We start from the raw sequence: 17,696 nt of genomic DNA on the forward strand, positions 1-17,696 counted from the left end.
CTCAGCCGCGGGCCAGGTCGGCCGCGCCGACCACGCCGGCGCGGTTGCCCATCGCGGCCAGCCGGATCTCCGCCTCGGGCCGGAAGCCCCGGCCGGTGAGCTCGCGCTCGAAGGCGGTGCGGATCGGGTCGAGGAGCAGGTCGCGGGCCTCGCTGACGCCACCGCCGATCACGACCACACCGGGGTCGAGCACCGCGGCGAGCGAGGCGATCCCCTGGCCGAGCGCGTCGCCGAGGGCCGCGAGCCGGCCGGCGGCGAAGGCGTCGCCGTCCTGGGCGGCGGCGGTGATCAGCGGTCCGTCGATCGCCTCCACGTCGCCGCCGGCCCGGGCGAGCAGATCTGCTGCCGCAGTCGGGTCGGCGAGGACGACGTCGCGGGTGTCGCGCACGAGTGCGGAGCCGCTGGCGTACTGCTCGAGGCAGCCGTGGTTGCCGCAGCCGCACAGGCGACCGTCGGGGACCAGGCGCAGGTGGCCGATCTCGCCGGCGACGCCGTGGGCGCCGCGCAACAGCCGGCCGCCGGCGATCACGCCGCCGCCCACACCGGTGCCGACGGTGACCATCAGCTGGTCGTCGTGGTCGCGCCCGGCGCCGTAGCGGAACTCGCCCCAGGCCGCGACGTTGCCGTCGTTCTCGACGACGACGGGAAGCCCGACCAGCCGGCCGAGGTCGGCGCCGAGAGGCTCGTTGCGCCACGCGATGTTGGGCGCGAAGAGCACGGTGGAGCGGTCGGAGGCGATGTAGCCCGCGGCTCCGACTCCGACGGCGGTGACGGGATGGTCGGCGACGAGCTGCGCGACGAGACCGGCGACGGCGGCCTCGATCGCGCTGGGGTCGGTGGCGGGCGAGACCACCCGCGCCTCGGCGAGCACGGTGCCGTCCTCGTCGACGACGGCGCCCGCGATCTTGGTGCCGCCGATGTCGATGCCGCAGGTCAGGCTCACGGGGTCGGCTCCTCGGGGTCGTCGAGGTCGATGCGCTGCACCTCGGAGGTCCGGGTGCCGTTCTCCGGCGACGTCTCCATCAGGCTCGCCGCGGCCTGCAGCAGCGAGGATGCGGCCACCATCAGGTGCGCCTTGACCTCGGGCGAGGTCTGCCGGACCGCGTGGACCACCCGGCACACCGGGCAGTACTTGCACTCGACCGCGTCGGTGGCGATGTGCTCGCCGACCTCGTGCGCCATCGCGGCCGCCTGCCCGGCGAGGTTGCCGACCCCGCCGGCGGCATCGCCGCCGTGCTGGCGGGCCAGGTCGGCGAAGGCGCCGAGGAGCTTCATCGCCTCCTCGCCGACACTGCCGATGTCGTCGGGCTTCTTGTCCTGGGGCTGGTCGTCGGTCATCGGGCCTCCACCGGCTCGGGCTCGGCGAACCGCACCCGGAGCTCGCCCTCGACCACACTCGCGCCGGCCACCCGCAACCGGGCGAGACCGGGCGGCAGCGTCAACAGGCGGCGGTACGAGCCGACCGTCATCACGAGCTCGTCGCCGTTGCGGGCCAGGTCGACCTCCGAGCGGGACACGAAGGGCAGGGACAGATGGGCGACGGCTCCCCCGTCGTCGCCGCGGTCGACCCGGAACGGGCCGTCGCCGGCAGGTACGGCGAGCGGGTCGGCGTCGTCGTACAGGTCCGTGGCGAGGGTGCTGAGCGCCGCAACCCCCACGGGTTCGGCGGCCTGGTACTCCGAGGTCCACACCGGCAGTCCGCTGAAGGACTGGGCGACCTCGCGCAGCACGCCGGCCTGGGCGGTGACCCAACCGGCCCGCCACGGGTCGTCCTCGCCGGCCGGGAAGACCCGGTTGGCCACGACGCCGTCGACGCGGTAGCCGAACAGGCACAGGCTGGTGTAGGCGCGGCGCGCCTCGGCGAGCACGACCTTCTCGGGCGTGAGGACCAGCCGCACCGACGACTCCGGGCCGGACAGCAGGGCCTGCACGTCGTCGAGCTCGCCGTGCAGGCGGGTGATCGCGTCGAAGACCGCGTCCCCGGGCATCGGTACGCCGGCCGCCCGGTTGAGCACCGGGCGCAGGGCCTTGACCAGGCGGCGCTGGATCGGCAGCAGCCGCTCGAGGTACCAGCCGAGCGCCTCCGGCAGGGCCAGCAGCCGCAGCGTCTCCGCGGTCGGCGCACAGTCGACGACGATCACGTCCCAGGCGCCGGAGCGGGCGTGCTGGCGCAGCTCGAGCAGTGCGAGGACCTCCTCGGCGCCGGGGATGACCGTCATCTCCTCGGCCGCGACCGGGTCCATGCCGACGGCGTCGAGCACCGAGAGCAGGTAGCGCTGGATGTCGGCCCAGGACTGCTCGAAGCGCAGCTGGGCGTCGACCTGCTGCAGGAACAGGTGGGGGGCGACCTCGGTCGGCTCGGCGCCCGAGTTGGTCGAGCCTGTCGAGACACCCGGGGCGCCGTACGCATCGGCCAGCGAGTGCGCGGCGTCGGTCGAGATCACCAGGGTGCGCAGGCCCCTCGCGGCCGCGAGGGCCGCCGTGCCGGCGGCCACGGTGGACTTGCCGACACCACCCTTGCCGGTGAAGAGAACGATCCGCACGCGCAGACCTCAGACGCCGGACTCGACGCGCTTCTTCAGGCCCTTGAGCGCGGTGTCGATGAGGATCTTCTCGCCCTTGCGCTTGAGCATGCCGATCAGCGGGATGGAGACGTCGAGCGCCAGCCGGTAGGTCACCTCGGTCGACGCGCCCGCCTCCCGCAGGACGTAGGCGCCCTCGAGCGCCTTGAGCATCTTGCCCTCGACGAGGGTCCAGGTGACCTGGCGGTCGCCGTCCCACACGTAGGAGAGGGTGTACTCGTCCTTGATCGGCGAGACGTCCAGCGCGAAGAAGACCTCGCGGGCCCGGCCACCCTGGCCCGGGTCGGAGGCGTCGTACGACGAGCGCACGTCGGCGACCGTGACGCCCTTGGCCCACTGGGGGTACGCCGCGAAGTCGGCGATGACGGCCATCACATCGGCGGCGGGGGCGTCGACGACGATCGACGAGGACGTCTGTTCGGCCATGGCCGGAAGGCTACCGGACCACATTCGCCAACTCGGCGGTAACCTCGCTCCGTGCGCGAGTACTCCACCCCGCAGACCATCGAGATCCCCCGGACGGGCAACCTCACCGACGACGTGGTCCGCAACGCGGCCGAGGCGCCGCAGACCGTGCAGTTCAGCCGGGCGAACGCCGACGGAGGCTGGGACGACGTGTCCTGCGCCACCTTCCTGGCCGAGGTGTCGGCCGTGGCCAAGGGCCTGATGGCAGCGGGAATCCAGGCCGGCGACCGGGTCGCTGTGATCTCGCGCACCCGCTACGAGTGGACCCTGCTCGACTACGCGATCTGGTTCGCCGGCGCGGCGACCGTGCCGATCTACGAGTCGTCCTCGGAAGAGCAGGTCAACTGGATCCTCTCCGACTCCGGCGCCCGTGCCGTGGTCTGCGAGGACGCCGGCCACCGGGACCGGGTCGAGGCGACCCGCGACCGGCTGCCGGCGCTCGAGCACCTGTGGACCATCGAGGACGGGGCGATCGCGACCCTGACCGGGCTGGGCGCCGACCTCGGCGACGACGACCTCGAGGCGCGTCGTACGACGGCCGGCCCGGCCGATCTCGCGACCCTGATCTACACCTCGGGCACGACCGGCCGTCCCAAGGGCTGCATGCTCACCCACGACAACTTCCAGACCGAGCTGGGCGTCGCGGTCGCCGAGCTGGAGCGGCTGTTCGACGCCGAGGGCGCCTCGACGCTGCTGTTCCTGCCGCTGGCGCACGTGTTCGCGCGGATCATCCAGGTGGGCTGCATCAAGTCCCGCACCCGGCTGGGCCACAGCGCGGACATCAAGAACCTGCTGCCCCAGCTGGCCACCTTCCAGCCGACCTTCATCCTCGCCGTCCCCCGCGTCTTCGAGAAGGTCTTCAACACCGCGTCGCAGAAGGCGACCGCCGACGGCAAGGGCAAGATCTTCGACCGGGCTGCGGAAGCGGCGATCGCCTACTCCCGCGCCCTCGAGGGCGGGCGGATCCCGGTCCGGGTGCGGGCCCAGCACGCCCTGTTCTCGCGACTGGTCTACGGCAAGCTCCGCACGGCGCTCGGCGGGCGGTGCGAGTTCGCGGTCTCCGGCGGCGCACCGCTCGGCGACCGGCTCGGCCACTTCTACCGCGGGATCGGGGTGACCGTGCTCGAGGGCTACGGCCTGACCGAGACCACCGCCGCGCTCACGGTCAACCTTCCCGACGCCCAGAAGGTCGGCACCGTGGGGCGCCCGATCCCCGGCACCGCCGTACGGATCGCCGACGACGGCGAGCTGCTCTTCCGCGGCGGCCAGGTCTTCACCGGCTACTGGGACAACCCGGCCGCGACGGCCGAGGCGATCGACGGCGACGGCTGGTTCCACACCGGCGACGTCGGGGAGGTCGACGACGAGGGCTTCGTGCGGATCACCGGTCGCAAGAAGGAGATCCTGGTGACCGCCGGAGGCAAGAACGTCGCGCCGGCGGTCCTCGAGGACCGGGTCCGCGCCTCGGCCCTGGTCAGCCAATGCCTGGTCGTGGGCGACGGCCAGCCGTTCATCGCCGCACTCGTCACCATCGACGAGGAGGCCTTCCCCGCCTGGGCCGAGCAGCACGGCAAGACCGGCAAGGTGGCCGACCTCGTCGACGACGAGGACCTGCGTGCCGAGGTCCAGGCCGCGGTCGACGAGGCCAACAAGGCGGTCTCCAAGGCGGAGTCGATCCGGAAGTTCGTGATCCTGCAGACGGACTGGACCGAGGAGGCGGGCCAGGTGACGCCGAGCCTCAAGCTCAAGCGCAATGTCGTCATGCGCGAGTGCCGCGACGAGATCGCCGCGCTCTACTCCTGACGGGACTCCCGACGAGACTCCTGACGGGACCGCCGCACGTACCCCACGGGACCTCGCGGGACATAGTCCCAACGGGCCATCCCGCGGCCGGCGATCGGGCATCATTCGGCCCCAATTGGCCTTTTCGCTCACGCCCCGAGCACGTCCTTCGCTAGCCTCGCCGTGCGCTGCAACCGGGGAGCAGCCACCATGCACATGGGGAGCGGGAGGGCTCTGAAGTGGACCGTCGCAGGTTGTTGCTCGTCGTGGCCGCGGTGATCGCCGCGCTCGGCGTCGGGCTGGTGTTCGTCTTCGCCCGGGGGGCCGAGTCGCGCGCCGCGGAGAAGTACCAGACGACGAACGTCGTCACCGTCGCCGCAGGCAAGACCGTGCTGCCGGGCGAGAGCATCAAGTCGGCGCTCGACACCGGCAAGCTCGCCGAGACCGCCGTACCGCAGGGCCAGGTGCTCGAGAACGCGCTGCGCCAGAGCGACCTCGGCGACCTCGACGGCAAGGTGGCGCTCACCACGCTGTACGCCGGCGAGCAGCTGCTGTCGACCAAGTTCGGTGGCGTCGGCGACCCCGTCGACGTGGCCTCGCTGCCCCTGCCGAAGGGCATGATCGCCAAGCCGGAGTCCTTCGACCTCCCGGTCGGCTCCTTCATCGAGCCGGGCTCGCAGCTCGCGGTGTTCCTGACGGTCAACCCCAGCACGCCGACCTGCCTGCTCATCGACCGCGTCACCGTGCTCTCGAAGGGCGCGCAGACCGAGACCGCCACCGACTCGAGCGGCGACGCCGCCGCTGAGAAGGCCCCCGCCCTGCACCTCGCCGTCACCCAGGAGCAGTTCGAGTGGCTCCAGGACGGCCGGGAGCGCGGCGAGCTCTCCGTGGCCCTGCTCAACGCAGAGAGCGAGGTCCAGGTCGACAAGACCGGACCTTGCGCCACCATCCGCGACAGCGAGTGAGGACGACATGCCGGTTCTCGTCGAACAGGATCCGTCGCTCGTCGACGCACTGGTGCGCGCCCTGCCCACCGGCTCTCACGCGGTCGCCTCGACCGAGCGGGCCGTGGCGTGGCTCGACCAGCACCCGGACGAGTACGTCGTGGCCCTCGGCCCGACCGTCGACCTCGGCGCGGCGCTCGCCACGGCCGAGGAACTGCGCATCAAGCGCCCCACCGTCAGCGTCGTGCTGGTCCGCGACCAGTTCGACACCGAGGTCCTGACCCGGGCGATGCACGCCGGCATCCGCGACGTTGTCGTCACGGGCGGCGACGAGAAGGCGCTCACCAGCGCCGTCGAGCGGGCCCACCAGCTCTACCAGGCCCTGCGCGGCCCGGGCGGTGCCCGGCAGCTCGGCCGGGTGGTGACGGTGTTCTCCCCCAAGGGCGGTGTGGGCAAGACGACGTCCTCGGTCAACCTCGCGCTCGCGCTGACCGACCGCGGGGCCCGCAAGGTGTGCCTGGTCGACCTCGACCTGGCCTTCGGCGACGTCGCGATCACCATGCAGCTCTTCCCGACCCACTCGATCGAGCAGGCCGTCGGCTCGGAGGACTCGATCGACCTCGGCATGCTCGAGGGACTGCTGACCCGGCACCAGGACTCGCTCACCGTCCTCGCCGCCCCGGCCCACCCCGACGTCCGCGAGCGGGTCACTCCCCTGCTCATCTCGCGGATCCTGCGGGCGCTGCGCGACGGCTTCGACTACATCGTGGTCGACACCTCGCCGTCCTTCGACGACGCCACCCTGACCGCGCTCGACGAGACCGACGAGTGCGTGATCGTCGCGACCCTCGACGTACCGACCCTGAAGAACGTCAAGGTCGCCCTCGAGACCATGGACATGCTGAGCATCGCCCGCGGTCACCGGCACCTGCTGCTCAACCGGGCCGACGACGAGGTCGGCATCAGCGTGGAGAAGGTCGAGAGCATCCTCGGCATGCCGGTCAGCGCGCAGGTCGCGACGGCGGTCGACATCGCGGCCGCCACCAACGCGGGTACGCCGATCGTCTCCCACAAGCCGGGCCACCCCGCGAGCCTCGCCTACGCACACCTCGCGGCGTCGGTCACGGGCGAGCCGGTCGCCGCGCCGGCCTCCGCGACCTCGAGCCAGCCCGAGCCGACCCGCTCGCGCGGCCTGTTCCGTCGCGGGAGGGGCTGAGTCGTGTCCAGCCTCTCCGAGCGCCTCGCCGCCGCGCGCCGCGACGCCGCTGCGCAGGGCCGGCACGCCGCCACCCCGGGCGCCGACACCGACCTGCTGGCCGACGTCGTGAGCGCCACCGAGCAGCCCCCACCCGCACCGGTGGCGACCCACGCCGAGGCCGAGGCACCCGCCGCCGGGCACAAGACCCCCGGTCCGCTCTCGTCGCGTGCCGCGGCCGCGGCCACCGACGGCAAGCCCGGCCGCCGGATGGCCGGCACCGAGAGCGACCGTCTCGAGGACCTCAAGTCCAGCGTGCACACCGAGCTGATCAAGCAGCTCGGCCCGCACCTGTACGACGCCGAGATGGACCAGGACGAGCTCGACCAGACGGTCCGCTCGGTCCTCTCCGACGTCCTCGGCGCCCAGGATCGGCCGCTCAGCGCGGCCGACCGGGTGCGCGTGACCCAGGAGATCACCGACGACATCCTCGGCTACGGCCCGATCGACCCGTACCTGCGCGACCCCGAGGTCTCCGAGGTCATGGTCAACGGCCACGACGACGTCTGGCTCGAGAAGGACGGCCGGCTGGTCAAGGCCGAGGCGCACTTCGCCGACGAGGCCCACCTGCGCCGTACGATCGACAAGATCGTGTCGCGGATCGGTCGTCGCGTCGACGAGTCCTCCCCCATGGTCGACGCCCGTCTGCCCGACGGCAGCCGCGTCAACGCCATCGTCCCGCCACTGGCGATCGACGGCTCCGCGCTCACCATCCGGAAGTTCTCCACCGACCCGCTGACCGTGCAGGACCTGATCAACTTCGGGTCGCTGACGCCGCAGACGGCCGACTTCCTCGACGCGTGCGTGCGCGGCCGGCTGAACGTGATCGTCTCCGGCGGCACCGGCGCCGGCAAGACGACCACGCTCAACGTGCTGTCGTCGTTCATCCCCACCGACGAGCGGATCGTCACCATCGAGGACGCCGCCGAGCTCCAGCTCAAGCAGGACCACGTCGTCCGCCTCGAGTCCCGTCCGGCCAACATCGAGGGCAAGGGCGCGGTGACCATCCGCGACCTGGTCCGCAACAGCCTGCGCATGCGCCCGGACCGCATCGTCGTCGGCGAGGTCCGCGACGCCTCGGCTCTCGACATGCTCCAGGCCATGAACACCGGCCACGACGGCTCCATCTGCACCCTGCACTCCAACGGCCCGCGCGACACGCTCGCCCGCATGGAGACGATGGTGCTGATGGCCGGCATGGACCTGCCGATCCGTGCCATCCGCGAGCAGGTGGCCTCGGCGGTCGACCTGATCGTGCACCAGACCCGGTTCAAGGACGGCTCGCGCCGGATCACCCACATCACCGAGGTCGAGCGGATGGAGGGTGACATCATCACCCTCCAGGACATCTTCGTCTTCGACAACTCGGCCGGCTTCGACGAGAACGGCCGGATCCTCGGGCGGCTCCGCTCGACCGGCCTGCGACCCAAGTTCCTGGAGAAGCTGGCCTACGCCAACGTCGCCGTCGATCCCACGATCTTCCGGACGGAACGCATCTGATGCGCGGGCAGCAGGTCGTCCGTCGGGGAGCGGGGCTGCTGATCGCCCTCGTGGCCGCCCTCCTCGCCGCCCTGGTCGTCGCGCCGGCGTACGCCGAGGACGGCGGGATCGCCCACGTCGAGTCGACCGGCGACGGCATCCGGATCCTGGTCGACGTACCGGCCGGCAGCCAGGTCGACCTGTCCGGGGTGACCGCGACGCTCGACGGCAAGGCGCTGGACGCGACCGCGAGCAGCACCAGCTCGGGATCGGCCGTCAAGCGCACCACCGTGCTGGCGATCGACACGAGCAACTCGATGCGCAAGCAGGGCCGCTTCGAGGCCGCCCAGCAGGCCGCATCGACGTACCTCGACGCCGTGCCCGACGACGTCGAGGTCGGCATCGTCACCTTCGACAGCACCGTCGACGTCGCGCTCGAGCCGACCACCGACCGCGCCGCCGCACGCAGCGTGATCGACGGGCTGTCCCTGCAGCGCAACACCCTGCTCTACGACGGCATCATCGCCGCCACCGACCTCGCCGGCGACACCGGCCAGCGCTCCCTGCTGCTGCTGTCCGACGGCGCCGACGCCGGCAGCAAGGCGTCGATCGAGGACGCCGTGGCCGCGATCAAGGACGCCGGCACCCGGGTCCACATCGTCGGCCTCGACCTCTCCGAGGACCAGCTCACCCCGCTGCGCACGGTCGCGGAGGCCGGCAAGGGCGACGTGATCACCTCGAGCGGGTCCGCGCTCGCCGCGGCGTTCGCCGAGCAGGCCGAGGCGCTGGCCGACCAGGTCCTCGTCACCGCCCCGCTGCCCTCCGGCTTCTCCGCCGACGTCGCCACTGTCGAGGTGACCCTGCCGACGAGCAGCGGCGCGCCCCTCGTCGCCCGCAGCCTGGCCACCATCGAGGCCGCGAGCACGCCGGGCGCCGCGGCTCCGCTGCCCACCATCGGCAACGACGACGGCGGGTTCACCGCCCCCGACTGGCTGCTGTGGGTCGGTGTGGGCGTGTTCGCGGTCGGCCTGCTGTCCGTGGCCGTGCTGCTGGTCCCGGCCAAGCCGGCGCCGATGAGCATCGCGGACCGCGTGACGGCGTACAGCACCCGGGTGACGGGCCTGGAGGAGCGCGCCCAGAAGCCGCAGGCCGACCCCGTCCTCGACCAGGCCAAGGCCGCCGCGGCCGAGATCCTGCAGCGCAACAGCGCCCTCAACGACCGGATGACCCGGCGCCTGACCGCCGCGGGCAGCGAGTTCAAGCCGTCGGAGTGGCTGCTGCTGCACGTCGGTGCGGTGCTCGCCGGCGGTGTCATCGGGATGCTGCTCGGCCAGGGCAGCATCATCCTCGGCCTGCTCTTCATGCTCGTCGGCGCCATGCTGCCGCCGTTCTACCTGCGGTTCATGGCGGGCCGGCGCAAGCGCGCCTTCGACGCGGCGCTGCCCGAGGTGCTGCAGCTGCTGTCCGGTGCGCTGAGTGCCGGACTCTCCCTGGCCCAGGCCGTCGACACCGTGGTCCGCGAGGGCCCCGAGCCGATCGCCTCGGAGTTCAAGCGGGTCCTGGTCGAGGCTCGGATCGGTGTGTCGATCGAGGACGCCTTCGAGGGCGTGGCCCGAAGGTTCGAGAGCAAGGACTTCGGCTGGGCGGTCATGGCCATCCGGATCCAGCGCCAGGTCGGCGGCAACCTCGCCGAGCTGCTCACGACGGTCGCCGCGACCATGCGGGAGCGGCAGTACCTGCGCCGCCACGTACGCGCCCTGTCCGCCGAGGGCCGGCTCTCCGCGATCATTCTGTGCGCCCTGCCGATCCTGTTCGCGCTGTTCCTGTTCCTCACCAACCGTGAGTTCCTGCACCCGCTGGTCGCCGACCTCCGGGGCTGGATCCTCCTGGGCTTCGGCGTGCTGTGGATGTCGATCGGCACCTTCCTGATGTCCCGCATGGTCAGAGTGGAGGCCTGATGCTGCTCCTGGTCGCATTCCTGTTGCTGCTCACGGCGATCGCCACCATCGGAGCCGCCCTCGCCAAGGAGCAGCCCGACGGGTTGGCGCGGGCCCTCCAGGCTCTGGAGCAGTCCGGTCACGCCGGTCGCGAGCTCGCCGAAGAGGCCGACCGTCCGTTCGCGGACCGGGTCCTGGCGCCCTTCCAGGCCCGCGCGCTGTCCCTCGGCCGGCGGATCACCGGCGCGGACAAGGCCGACCGGATCCGCCAGCGCCTCGACTTCGCCGGCAACCCGCGGGGCTGGACCGTCGACCGGGTCCTGTCCATGAAGGTGATCTGCGCGGTCGCCCTCCCGGTCGTCGTGGTGGCCTACGGCGCCCTTCTCGGCGGCTCCTTCACGGTGCTGCTGGTCATCGCCGTGGGCAGCGCCGCTCTCGGGTTCTTCGGGCCCGACCTCTACCTCTACAACAAGGCCGCCCACCGTGCCGACCAGATCAGGCGCAGCCTCGCCGACGCGGTCGACCTGCTCACGATCAGCGTGGAGGCCGGCCTCGGCTTCGACGCCGCCCTCCAGCAGGTCGCCCGCAACACCACGGGCCCGGTGGCCGAGGAGTTCTCCCGAGTGCTGCGGGAGATGCAGCTGGGCATGAGCCGCGCGGACGCCCTGAAGGCCATGGGTGGGCGCAGCAACGTCGAGGACCTCAACACGTTCGTGGGCTCGATGGTGCAGGCCGACGCGTTCGGCATCCCGATCAGCCAGGTGCTGCGCGTGCAGTCGAACGAGATCCGGGTCAAGCGCCGGCAGTACGCCGAGGAGAAGGCCCAGAAGGTGCCGGTGAAGATCATGGTCCCGCTGATCCTGTTCATCCTCCCCTGCCTGTTCATCGTCGTCATGGGCCCGGCGGTGCTGAACGCGGTCGACGCGTTCAACAACAAGTGAGCGAGCGGCTGCGGCACTAGGGTGGAGACCATGCCGAGCAGCCAGACGTACGCTGTGGTGGGCGCGGCGCGCTTGTTCGCGCTGCTCGCCATCGGCGGACCGATCGTCTGGCTCCACCAGGAGCAGGGCCTGCTCGCCCTGGCGGCCGTGAGCTGTGTCTGGATCTACCAGGGCGTGACCGCCACCCGGCGCGAGCTCGAGCTGTCGCTCAGCCCGATGACCGAGGCCGCAGCCATCGGCGTGATCGGCGCGCTGGCGATGACCGACGCACCGGTGATCCTCGCCGCGCTCGTCGTCCCGCCGCTGTACGCGACCGCGATCGCGGGGATCCGGACGATGATCCGCACCGTCCTGGTGGAGCTGATCGCGGTGGTCGCCCTCGGACTGATGTGGTGGGAGGAGATCACCAACGACCAGGCGGTCGCGATCTTCACCTGGTCGATGGCCGGCCTCGGCCTGAGCCTGATCGCCGCCGTCACCTTCTCCTCGGACCGGGCCCCGGACCCGGTGGCGCCCTACCGCGACGCACAGGAGCACCTGCGGCAGCTGATCGACCTCGCGGGCAGCCTCAGTTCCGGGCTCGACGTCGGCGCGCTGGGCGGTGAGCTGCTCAGCCAGGTCGGCGATGACATCCCCAACCGGGCCCTGGTGCTCTACGTCCCCCGCGGCGAGGCGCTGACCCCGGTGGCGTCGACCGTCGAGCTGGAGGCCGCGGATGCCATCGCGACCGAGACCCTCGCCGGTGACGTCAGGCTGCAGGAGTCGGACAGGAACCGGCCGATCGAGATAGGTGAGGGATTCGCGTTCCGGGTCAGCGACCAGGCGATCGTCGCCGGGCTGCGGCCGACCGGGGCCGACACGACCCTGCCCCTCCCGCTGTCCGCCGTGGCCAGGGATCTCTCGGACACCGCGGTCAAGCTGGACGCCGCACTGCTCTTCGCACAGTTCCGCGACGCCGCCACTGCCGACGAGCGAAACCGGCTCGCCCGTGAGATGCACGACGGCGTCGCGCAGGACATCGCCTCGCTCGGCTACATCATCGACGCACTGGCCGCCCGCCCCGCCGACGAGCAGCAGGCCAAGGCCCTCGCGATGCTGCGCGAGCGCGTATCAAAGGTCGTCGCCGAGGTACGGCAGTCCGTGATGAACCTGCGCACCAGCATCGGTGAGAACGAGAGCCTCGGGGCCGCGATCAGCAACGTCGCGCGCCATCTCTCCGAGTCGTCGGGCATCCCGATCCGGGTCCGGCTCGACGAGCAGCCGACCCGGCTGCGTCCCGAGGTGGAGGCCGAGCTGTTCCGGATCGCCCAGGAGTCGATCAACAACGCGGTCAAGCATGCCCGGGCCACCTCGATCGACGTGCGCTGCCAGGTCTACGCGCCGGAGGCGATCATCACCGTCACCGACGACGGCGTCGGGCTGCAGGCGGCGCGCGCGGACTCGCACGGCCTGAAGATCATGCGCGAACGTGCCAGACTGATCGGCGCGGAGCTCGTGGTCCGCGACAATGCCAGTCGGGGCCTCACGGTCTCGGTGGCCCTCAAGATCCCACGGAGCGCGGCCGGCAGCGACGACTCCCCGATCCTCACGGAGCAGCGATGAGCGACATGACGACCGTCCTCCTGATCGACGACCACGAGCTGATCCGCGACGGGCTCGGCGCCGTCATCGACCTCGAGCCCGACCTCAGCGTCGTCGCGACCGCCGGCTCGGTGATGGAGGGCATCCAGCGCGCCCGCGAGGTGCGTCCCGACGTCGTGATCACCGACCTGCAGATGCAGGACGGCACCGGTCTCGACGTGGTCCGCACCCTGCGTAAGGAGAACGACCAGGTCGGCCTGATCGTGCTCACCATGCACTCCGGCGACGAGCAGATCTTCGCCGCCATGCAGGCGGGCGCCTCCGGCTTCGTCGGCAAGGACGCCCCCTCCACCGAGGTGATCAAGGCAGCGCGGCACGCCGCCGTGTCCCCGAAGGCCTTCGTGTGCGCCGGCCTCGTGGGCGCGATGATGCGCCGCCAGTCGGCCGAGTCGACCGCGCTCACCGAGCGCGAGCACGACGTACTGCTGCTCCTTGCCGAGGGCCTCAACGCCGCCGCCATCGGCGCCAAGCTCTACCTCTCCGAGTCGACGACGAAATCCCACATCGCCCGCATCTACCAGAAGCTGGGCGCCGCCAACCGGGCCCAGGCCCTGGTCACGGCGATGCGGATCGGCCTGCTCTCGACGGTCCAGCCGTCGGCACGCTGAGAGCCTCTGCAGCCCGTCGGCGGCCGCTAGTCCGAAGTGACTAGCAGCGAGGAGACGAACTCCCGATCCCTCGTCGGGGCCCTTCCGGCAGAGTTCTGTGCATCGGGGAAAGCACTCCCCGGGGACACGAAGAACCAGTGCACAGGGAGACCCCATGATCCAGTACCTCAACATCCTGCTGAACGGCCGTCTGGCCAAGATGGAGGAGCGGGGTGCGACCGCCGTCGAGTACGGTCTGCTCGTCGCGCTCATCGCCGCCGTCATCATCGCCGCGGTCATCCTCCTCGGCAACAAGCTCGATGACGCCTTCGGCAAGGTCAACAGCAGCCTCGGCGGCTGATCCTCGTATCGAAGGCCATCTGCAGCCGCGTCAAGGGAGCCTTGGCGCGGTTGCGCCGTTCCGGCCGCCTCTAGCTTGGGAGACGACATTGACAACACCGCTCGGTCGCAGCCAGCGAGGCGCCACCGCCGTCGAGTACGGCCTCCTGGTGGCGCTGCTCGCCGCGGTGATCGTCTTCGCCGTGGTGCTGTTCGGAGGCGGTGTCGGCGATCTCTTCGAGAACACCAACGCCAGCTTCGACTCCGCCATCACTCCGTAGCGCGCGTCTCGAACTGGTTGGCCAGCCCGATCCGCTGCAGCACCGTCGGGTGCGAGCCGAACCACCACTGCGACCACGCCGGAGGTGTGGGGTCGGCATGGGACCGCAGTGCCAGACGGCGCTGGAGGTCGACGAACGCCTGGGGGGCGTTGGTCACCGCCAGCGCCGTCTGGTCCGCCCGGGTCTCGATCGCCCGGCTGATCCCGTTCTGCAGCGGCGCGACCAGGAACGTCGCGATCGCGACCAGTGCCAGCACCCGCGGCACCGCGGACACCTCGTCCCCCGCGTCCCCCGAGTCCCCCGCCCGGTCCCGGCGCGGGACGGCCAGCAGGAAGCCGAGCAGCCCGACGCCGAGGGCGGCACCCGCCGCGCCGAGCAGCGTGCCGGTGAGGACGTCGTCGTACTTCGCATGGGCGAGCTCGTGAGCGACGACCGAGAGCGTCTCGTCGGTGGGCGTGCCGGTCACGAGAGTGTCGTAGAGCACCACCCGGCGGCTGTCGCCGAAGCCGGAGACGTACGCGTTGAGCGTCGTCGTGCGCCGCGACGCGTCGGCCACCAGCACGTCGTCGACGTGGACCCTCTCCGCGTCGGCGAGCGACAGCACCTGGCTGCGCAGCGGACCTTCGGGCAGTGAGTCGAACGAGTTGAAGACCGGCTCGACCACCAACGGGTAGGCGAACGAGCCGAGCATCACGAGGACCGCCGCGGCGAGCCCGGCCACGGCCGGCCACAGGCGTGGCAGCCGGCGCATGCAGGCGACGAGCGCGGCCACCGCGATCGAGGTGCTGACGACGGTGACCAGGTAGCCCTTGACCTGGTCGACGCCCCAGTCGGCCCAGGTGCCCGCGACCAGGCCCTCGGTGAGTCCGAGGCGGCGCAGCGCGATCCCGAACGGCAGCGTGACCAGCTCGCCGGCCAGGGCGAGGCCCGCGACCACGACGACGACCCGGACCCACCACCACCCGCGCAACCGGGCCGCCCAGCGCCGGCCGACCGGTCCGAAGCCCAGCCAGGCGGCGACGGCCAGGGAGACCGCCAGCCGCGACCAGCTCCAGATCCGGCCCCAGAGCGCATAGTGCTCGCCCCGGTCGATCTGTGCGCGGGTGAACACCGACGATGCCGTCACCGGGTCGGGCAGGCCGCCGGGGACCGGGTGCCACGGGACGCGCGTCGCGGCGACCAGGACGAAGGCGGCGGCCCCCACCAGCACGGTGCCCAGCGCGACCCTGCGCACCGCCGATCGGTCGTCCACGACAGTCAGCCTGCCACGCCGGGCAACGAGCGGAGCCGCTCCTGCCACGCGGCGGTGAGCTCGGCCTCGGTCCAGCCGGCGTGCTCGCGCAGCGCGGCGGCGAGCTCGCCGCCGTCGCGCACCTGCTCGTAGAGGTCGACCAGCGCCCGTTCGCCCGCGTGGTCGGCAAGTGTCACGCAGACCAGCCAGGCGGCCTCGTAGACGCCGCCGAGGTGGCTCGCCGTCGGGTCGAACTCGCTGTCCGGCGGCAGCGTCTTGGGCGTCCCGTCCTTGCGGACCTCGGTGGCGACCTGGCCGGCGGTCTTGGTGAGCGGCAGGTCGACGTCGCGCAGCGCGACGTAGTCGGCGAAGCCCTCGACCAGCCACAGCGGCGCCTGACGCGCGCCGACCGCGTCGGTGAGCGCGTGCACGGCCTCGTGGGTCATCACGACCTGCGCCGCGACGGGGTCGAGGTCGTCGTACACGCTGCGGTTGAGGAACACGTGCACCGGGCTGCCCGCGGCCTGTGAGCCGTCGACCGGTGCGGTGACGGCGGCGATCGCGGAGTACTGCCCGGGTGCGGTGTCGAGCGTGCGCTGCAGGCCGTCGGGATCGGCGGGCACCTCGACGACGAGCCCGGCCTGGCCGGGGACGACGGCGCGCACCTGCGTGACGGCGCGCCGCGCCGCCGCGAGGTATGCCGGAGCCCGGGCCGGGTCGCCGGCCACCGAGACGAGCACGTCACCTGCGCGCTCGACGGCGAGCGGGCCCGACAGCCACAGCGGGAGCCGAGCACCAGTGCCGCCGATCGCGGCGATCGAGGCGCCGTGCCCGGCGAAGGAGACCGGGAGCTCGGTGCGCGCCGACGCGGCGTCGTGCCCGTCGACACGCCAGGTCACCGCGACCTGGCCGTCCCAGCCGTCGGCGCCGGTGGTGCGACCCGTCTCGGTGACGTAGCGCAGGGTGACGTCGGTGAGTCCGAGCGCGCCCGCGTTGGTGACGACCGCGGCCAGCAGGTCGCGGCTGCGCGCGTCGGCACCGAGGTCGGCCGCGGCCGAGGTGTCACCGGCCGAGATCGCGTCCTGCAGCGCAGCCAGGGTCTGCGCCGCTGCCGCGGGATCGGCGGCGTCGCTGGTCCTCGCCGGCGGCGGGGCGACGTACTCGTCCTTCGAGCACGCCCCGGTGCCGAGCGCGACGACCAGCAGCGCGGCCGCGAGCGGCCTCACCCAGGCCGGACCGCTCCGGCGTAGGGCATCTCGTCGAGGTCGGAGACCTTGACGCCGGCGCCCGGGTTGGCCGCGTGCACGATCAGGCCGTTGCCGAGGTAGATCCCGACGTGGCTGATCGGGCTGTAGTAGAAGACGAGGTCGCCCGCCTGCAGGTCGCTCTTGGCGATGTGGGCGCCGCTGCCGTACTGGGCGCGCGAGGAGTGCGGCAGGCTCACGCCGGCCTGGGCGTAGGCCATCATCGTCAGGCCGGAGCAGTCGAAGGCGTTGGGCCCGGCGGCACCCCACACGTAGGCGTCGCCGACCTGGGCGAGGGCGTACTTGATCGCCGCGGCCGCGCGGCCGCTGGCCGGGATGGTCGCGGGGTCGATCGGGCGACCGGCGTTGCGGGAGAGGAACTCGGCACGCTGCTCGGCCTCGAGCTGCGAGAGCAGGTCCTTGGCCTCGGCCAGCTTGGCGTCGGCGGTCTTCTTCTCCTCCGCGAGCGTCGCCTTGAGCTCCTTGATGTCGGAGCGGCGCTTCTCGGTCTGGTCCTTGCGGATGTCGTAGGCCTCGAGCTCGTCGCCGTAGTCGGCGAGGAGCGAGTCCTGGATCCCCTCGACCGTCGACATGGTGGAGAGCTGGTCGAGGAAGCCCTGCGTGTCGGAGGACAGCAGGTCGCCGGTCGCACCGAGGTTGCCGGACTGGTACTGCTGGATGAGCGAGTCGCGCACGTCGGAGCGGACACCGTCGAGGGCGTCGCCCTGGCGGGACTGGTCCGACTCGAGGGACGACAGGTCGCTGTCGAGCTCGGTGAGCTCGAACTCGGCGTCGTTGTAGCGCTCGGCGGCCTGCTCGGACTCGTGGAAGAGCCGGTCGACCCGGGCCTTGACGGTCTCGATGTCGGGCTCGGCCTGAGCGGGGCTCGGCGTCCCGCTGATCGACAGCGTGATCGCTCCGGTGACGGCGAGTGCCGCGAGCGCGGCGGTAGTGCGTGTCCGGCCGTTCAGCACGAGCTGGCGGTCCC

At 71.9% G+C, this 17,696-nt stretch carries 17 protein-coding genes; 10 read left to right on the top strand and 7 right to left on the bottom strand.

The genetic code is table 11. The features are described from left to right. Position 1 precedes the first annotated feature (1 nt). Genes QI633_RS15715 through QI633_RS15730 form a run of 4 tightly spaced genes read right to left on the bottom strand, consistent with a single transcriptional unit; the run spans position 2 to position 3,008 of the window. Positions 2-943, bottom strand: a complete 942-nt coding sequence (locus QI633_RS15715; protein WP_282426308.1) for an ROK family glucokinase — start codon at positions 941-943, stop codon at positions 2-4. After that, a complete protein-coding gene (locus QI633_RS15720) occupies positions 940-1,338 on the bottom strand; it encodes a hypothetical protein (protein WP_141798335.1) in 399 nt (132 codons plus the stop codon). Before QI633_RS15720 ends, QI633_RS15715 begins: the two co-directional genes overlap by 4 nt. Continuing rightward, the gene (locus tag QI633_RS15725) at positions 1,335-2,543 is read right to left on the bottom strand and encodes an ArsA family ATPase (RefSeq protein WP_282426309.1); all 1,209 of its coding nucleotides are present in this window, start codon (positions 2,541-2,543) and stop codon (positions 1,335-1,337) included. The genes QI633_RS15720 and QI633_RS15725 overlap by 4 nt, the downstream gene beginning before the upstream one ends. A gap of 9 nt (positions 2,544-2,552) precedes the next feature. Beyond that, positions 2,553-3,008 carry an SRPBCC family protein gene (locus QI633_RS15730; protein ID WP_141798333.1) on the bottom strand — a complete coding sequence of 152 codons (456 nt, stop codon included), beginning with the start codon at positions 3,006-3,008 and terminating at the stop codon, positions 2,553-2,555. A gap of 51 nt (positions 3,009-3,059) precedes the next feature. Here QI633_RS15730 and QI633_RS15735 point away from each other — a divergent pair, with 51 nt between their 5' ends. From QI633_RS15735 to QI633_RS15780, 10 genes are all read left to right on the top strand, one after another. After that, on the top strand, positions 3,060-4,850 hold the full coding sequence (locus tag QI633_RS15735) for an AMP-dependent synthetase/ligase (protein WP_141798332.1): 1,791 nt from the start codon (positions 3,060-3,062) through the stop codon (positions 4,848-4,850). A 233-nt stretch (positions 4,851-5,083) separates the two neighbouring features. Next, positions 5,084-5,794: an RcpC/CpaB family pilus assembly protein gene (locus QI633_RS15740; protein WP_141798331.1), complete on the top strand. Its 711-nt coding sequence runs from the start codon at positions 5,084-5,086 to the stop codon at positions 5,792-5,794. A gap of 7 nt (positions 5,795-5,801) precedes the next feature. Beyond that, positions 5,802-6,989, top strand: a complete 1,188-nt coding sequence (locus QI633_RS15745; protein WP_141798330.1) for an AAA family ATPase — start codon at positions 5,802-5,804, stop codon at positions 6,987-6,989. 3 nt (positions 6,990-6,992) lie between these two features. Next, positions 6,993-8,528: a CpaF family protein gene (locus tag QI633_RS15750; RefSeq protein WP_222117807.1), complete on the top strand. Its 1,536-nt coding sequence runs from the start codon at positions 6,993-6,995 to the stop codon at positions 8,526-8,528. Beyond that, positions 8,528-10,465 carry a type II secretion system F family protein gene (locus tag QI633_RS15755; protein WP_282426310.1) on the top strand — a complete coding sequence of 646 codons (1,938 nt, stop codon included), beginning with the start codon at positions 8,528-8,530 and terminating at the stop codon, positions 10,463-10,465. Before QI633_RS15750 ends, QI633_RS15755 begins: the two co-directional genes overlap by 1 nt. Continuing rightward, positions 10,465-11,385, top strand: coding sequence for a type II secretion system F family protein (locus tag QI633_RS15760; protein WP_141798328.1), 921 nt, complete (start codon positions 10,465-10,467; stop codon positions 11,383-11,385). Before QI633_RS15755 ends, QI633_RS15760 begins: the two co-directional genes overlap by 1 nt. A gap of 30 nt (positions 11,386-11,415) precedes the next feature. After that, on the top strand, positions 11,416-12,987 hold the full coding sequence (locus QI633_RS15765) for a sensor histidine kinase (protein ID WP_141798327.1): 1,572 nt from the start codon (positions 11,416-11,418) through the stop codon (positions 12,985-12,987). After that, positions 12,984-13,634: a response regulator transcription factor gene (locus QI633_RS15770; protein WP_282426311.1), complete on the top strand. Its 651-nt coding sequence runs from the start codon at positions 12,984-12,986 to the stop codon at positions 13,632-13,634. The genes QI633_RS15765 and QI633_RS15770 overlap by 4 nt, the downstream gene beginning before the upstream one ends. 154 nt (positions 13,635-13,788) lie before the next feature. Then, the gene (locus QI633_RS15775) at positions 13,789-13,974 is read left to right on the top strand and encodes a Flp family type IVb pilin (protein WP_141798325.1); all 186 of its coding nucleotides are present in this window, start codon (positions 13,789-13,791) and stop codon (positions 13,972-13,974) included. A gap of 88 nt (positions 13,975-14,062) precedes the next feature. Next, positions 14,063-14,233, top strand: coding sequence for a Flp family type IVb pilin (locus QI633_RS15780; RefSeq protein ID WP_260805924.1), 171 nt, complete (start codon positions 14,063-14,065; stop codon positions 14,231-14,233). Here the strand turns inward: QI633_RS15780 and QI633_RS15785 are convergent. The 3 genes from QI633_RS15785 to QI633_RS15795 are packed head-to-tail and all read right to left on the bottom strand — an operon-like array spanning position 14,223 to position 17,682. Beyond that, positions 14,223-15,485 carry a M48 family metalloprotease gene (locus QI633_RS15785; RefSeq protein ID WP_282426312.1) on the bottom strand — a complete coding sequence of 421 codons (1,263 nt, stop codon included), beginning with the start codon at positions 15,483-15,485 and terminating at the stop codon, positions 14,223-14,225. The genes QI633_RS15780 and QI633_RS15785 overlap by 11 nt on opposite strands. A gap of 5 nt (positions 15,486-15,490) precedes the next feature. Next, entirely contained in the window at positions 15,491-16,690 is a 1,200-nt protein-coding gene (locus tag QI633_RS15790) for a hypothetical protein (protein ID WP_282426313.1), read from the bottom strand. Continuing rightward, positions 16,687-17,682, bottom strand: coding sequence for an NlpC/P60 family protein (locus QI633_RS15795; RefSeq protein ID WP_282426314.1), 996 nt, complete (start codon positions 17,680-17,682; stop codon positions 16,687-16,689). Before QI633_RS15795 ends, QI633_RS15790 begins: the two co-directional genes overlap by 4 nt. Between the last annotated feature and the right edge of the window lie 14 nt (positions 17,683-17,696).

This window comes from Nocardioides sp. QY071, from assembly GCF_029961765.1.
Lineage (GTDB): Bacteria > Actinomycetota > Actinomycetes > Propionibacteriales > Nocardioidaceae > Nocardioides.

Excerpts from the sequence above, each read along its gene's own strand:
- QI633_RS15720 (WP_141798335.1), bottom strand. The coding sequence starts at position 1,338 with ATGACCGACGACCAGCCCCAGGACAAGAAGCCCGACGACATCGGCAGT.
- QI633_RS15730 (WP_141798333.1), bottom strand. The coding sequence starts at position 3,008 with ATGGCCGAACAGACGTCCTCGTCGATCGTCGTCGACGCCCCCGCCGCC.
- QI633_RS15745 (WP_141798330.1), top strand. The coding sequence starts at position 5,802 with ATGCCGGTTCTCGTCGAACAGGATCCGTCGCTCGTCGACGCACTGGTG.
- QI633_RS15755 (WP_282426310.1), top strand. The coding sequence starts at position 8,528 with ATGCGCGGGCAGCAGGTCGTCCGTCGGGGAGCGGGGCTGCTGATCGCC.
- QI633_RS15760 (WP_141798328.1), top strand. The coding sequence starts at position 10,465 with ATGCTGCTCCTGGTCGCATTCCTGTTGCTGCTCACGGCGATCGCCACC.
- QI633_RS15765 (WP_141798327.1), top strand. The coding sequence starts at position 11,416 with ATGCCGAGCAGCCAGACGTACGCTGTGGTGGGCGCGGCGCGCTTGTTC.
- QI633_RS15770 (WP_282426311.1), top strand. The coding sequence starts at position 12,984 with ATGAGCGACATGACGACCGTCCTCCTGATCGACGACCACGAGCTGATC.
- QI633_RS15775 (WP_141798325.1), top strand. The coding sequence starts at position 13,789 with ATGATCCAGTACCTCAACATCCTGCTGAACGGCCGTCTGGCCAAGATG.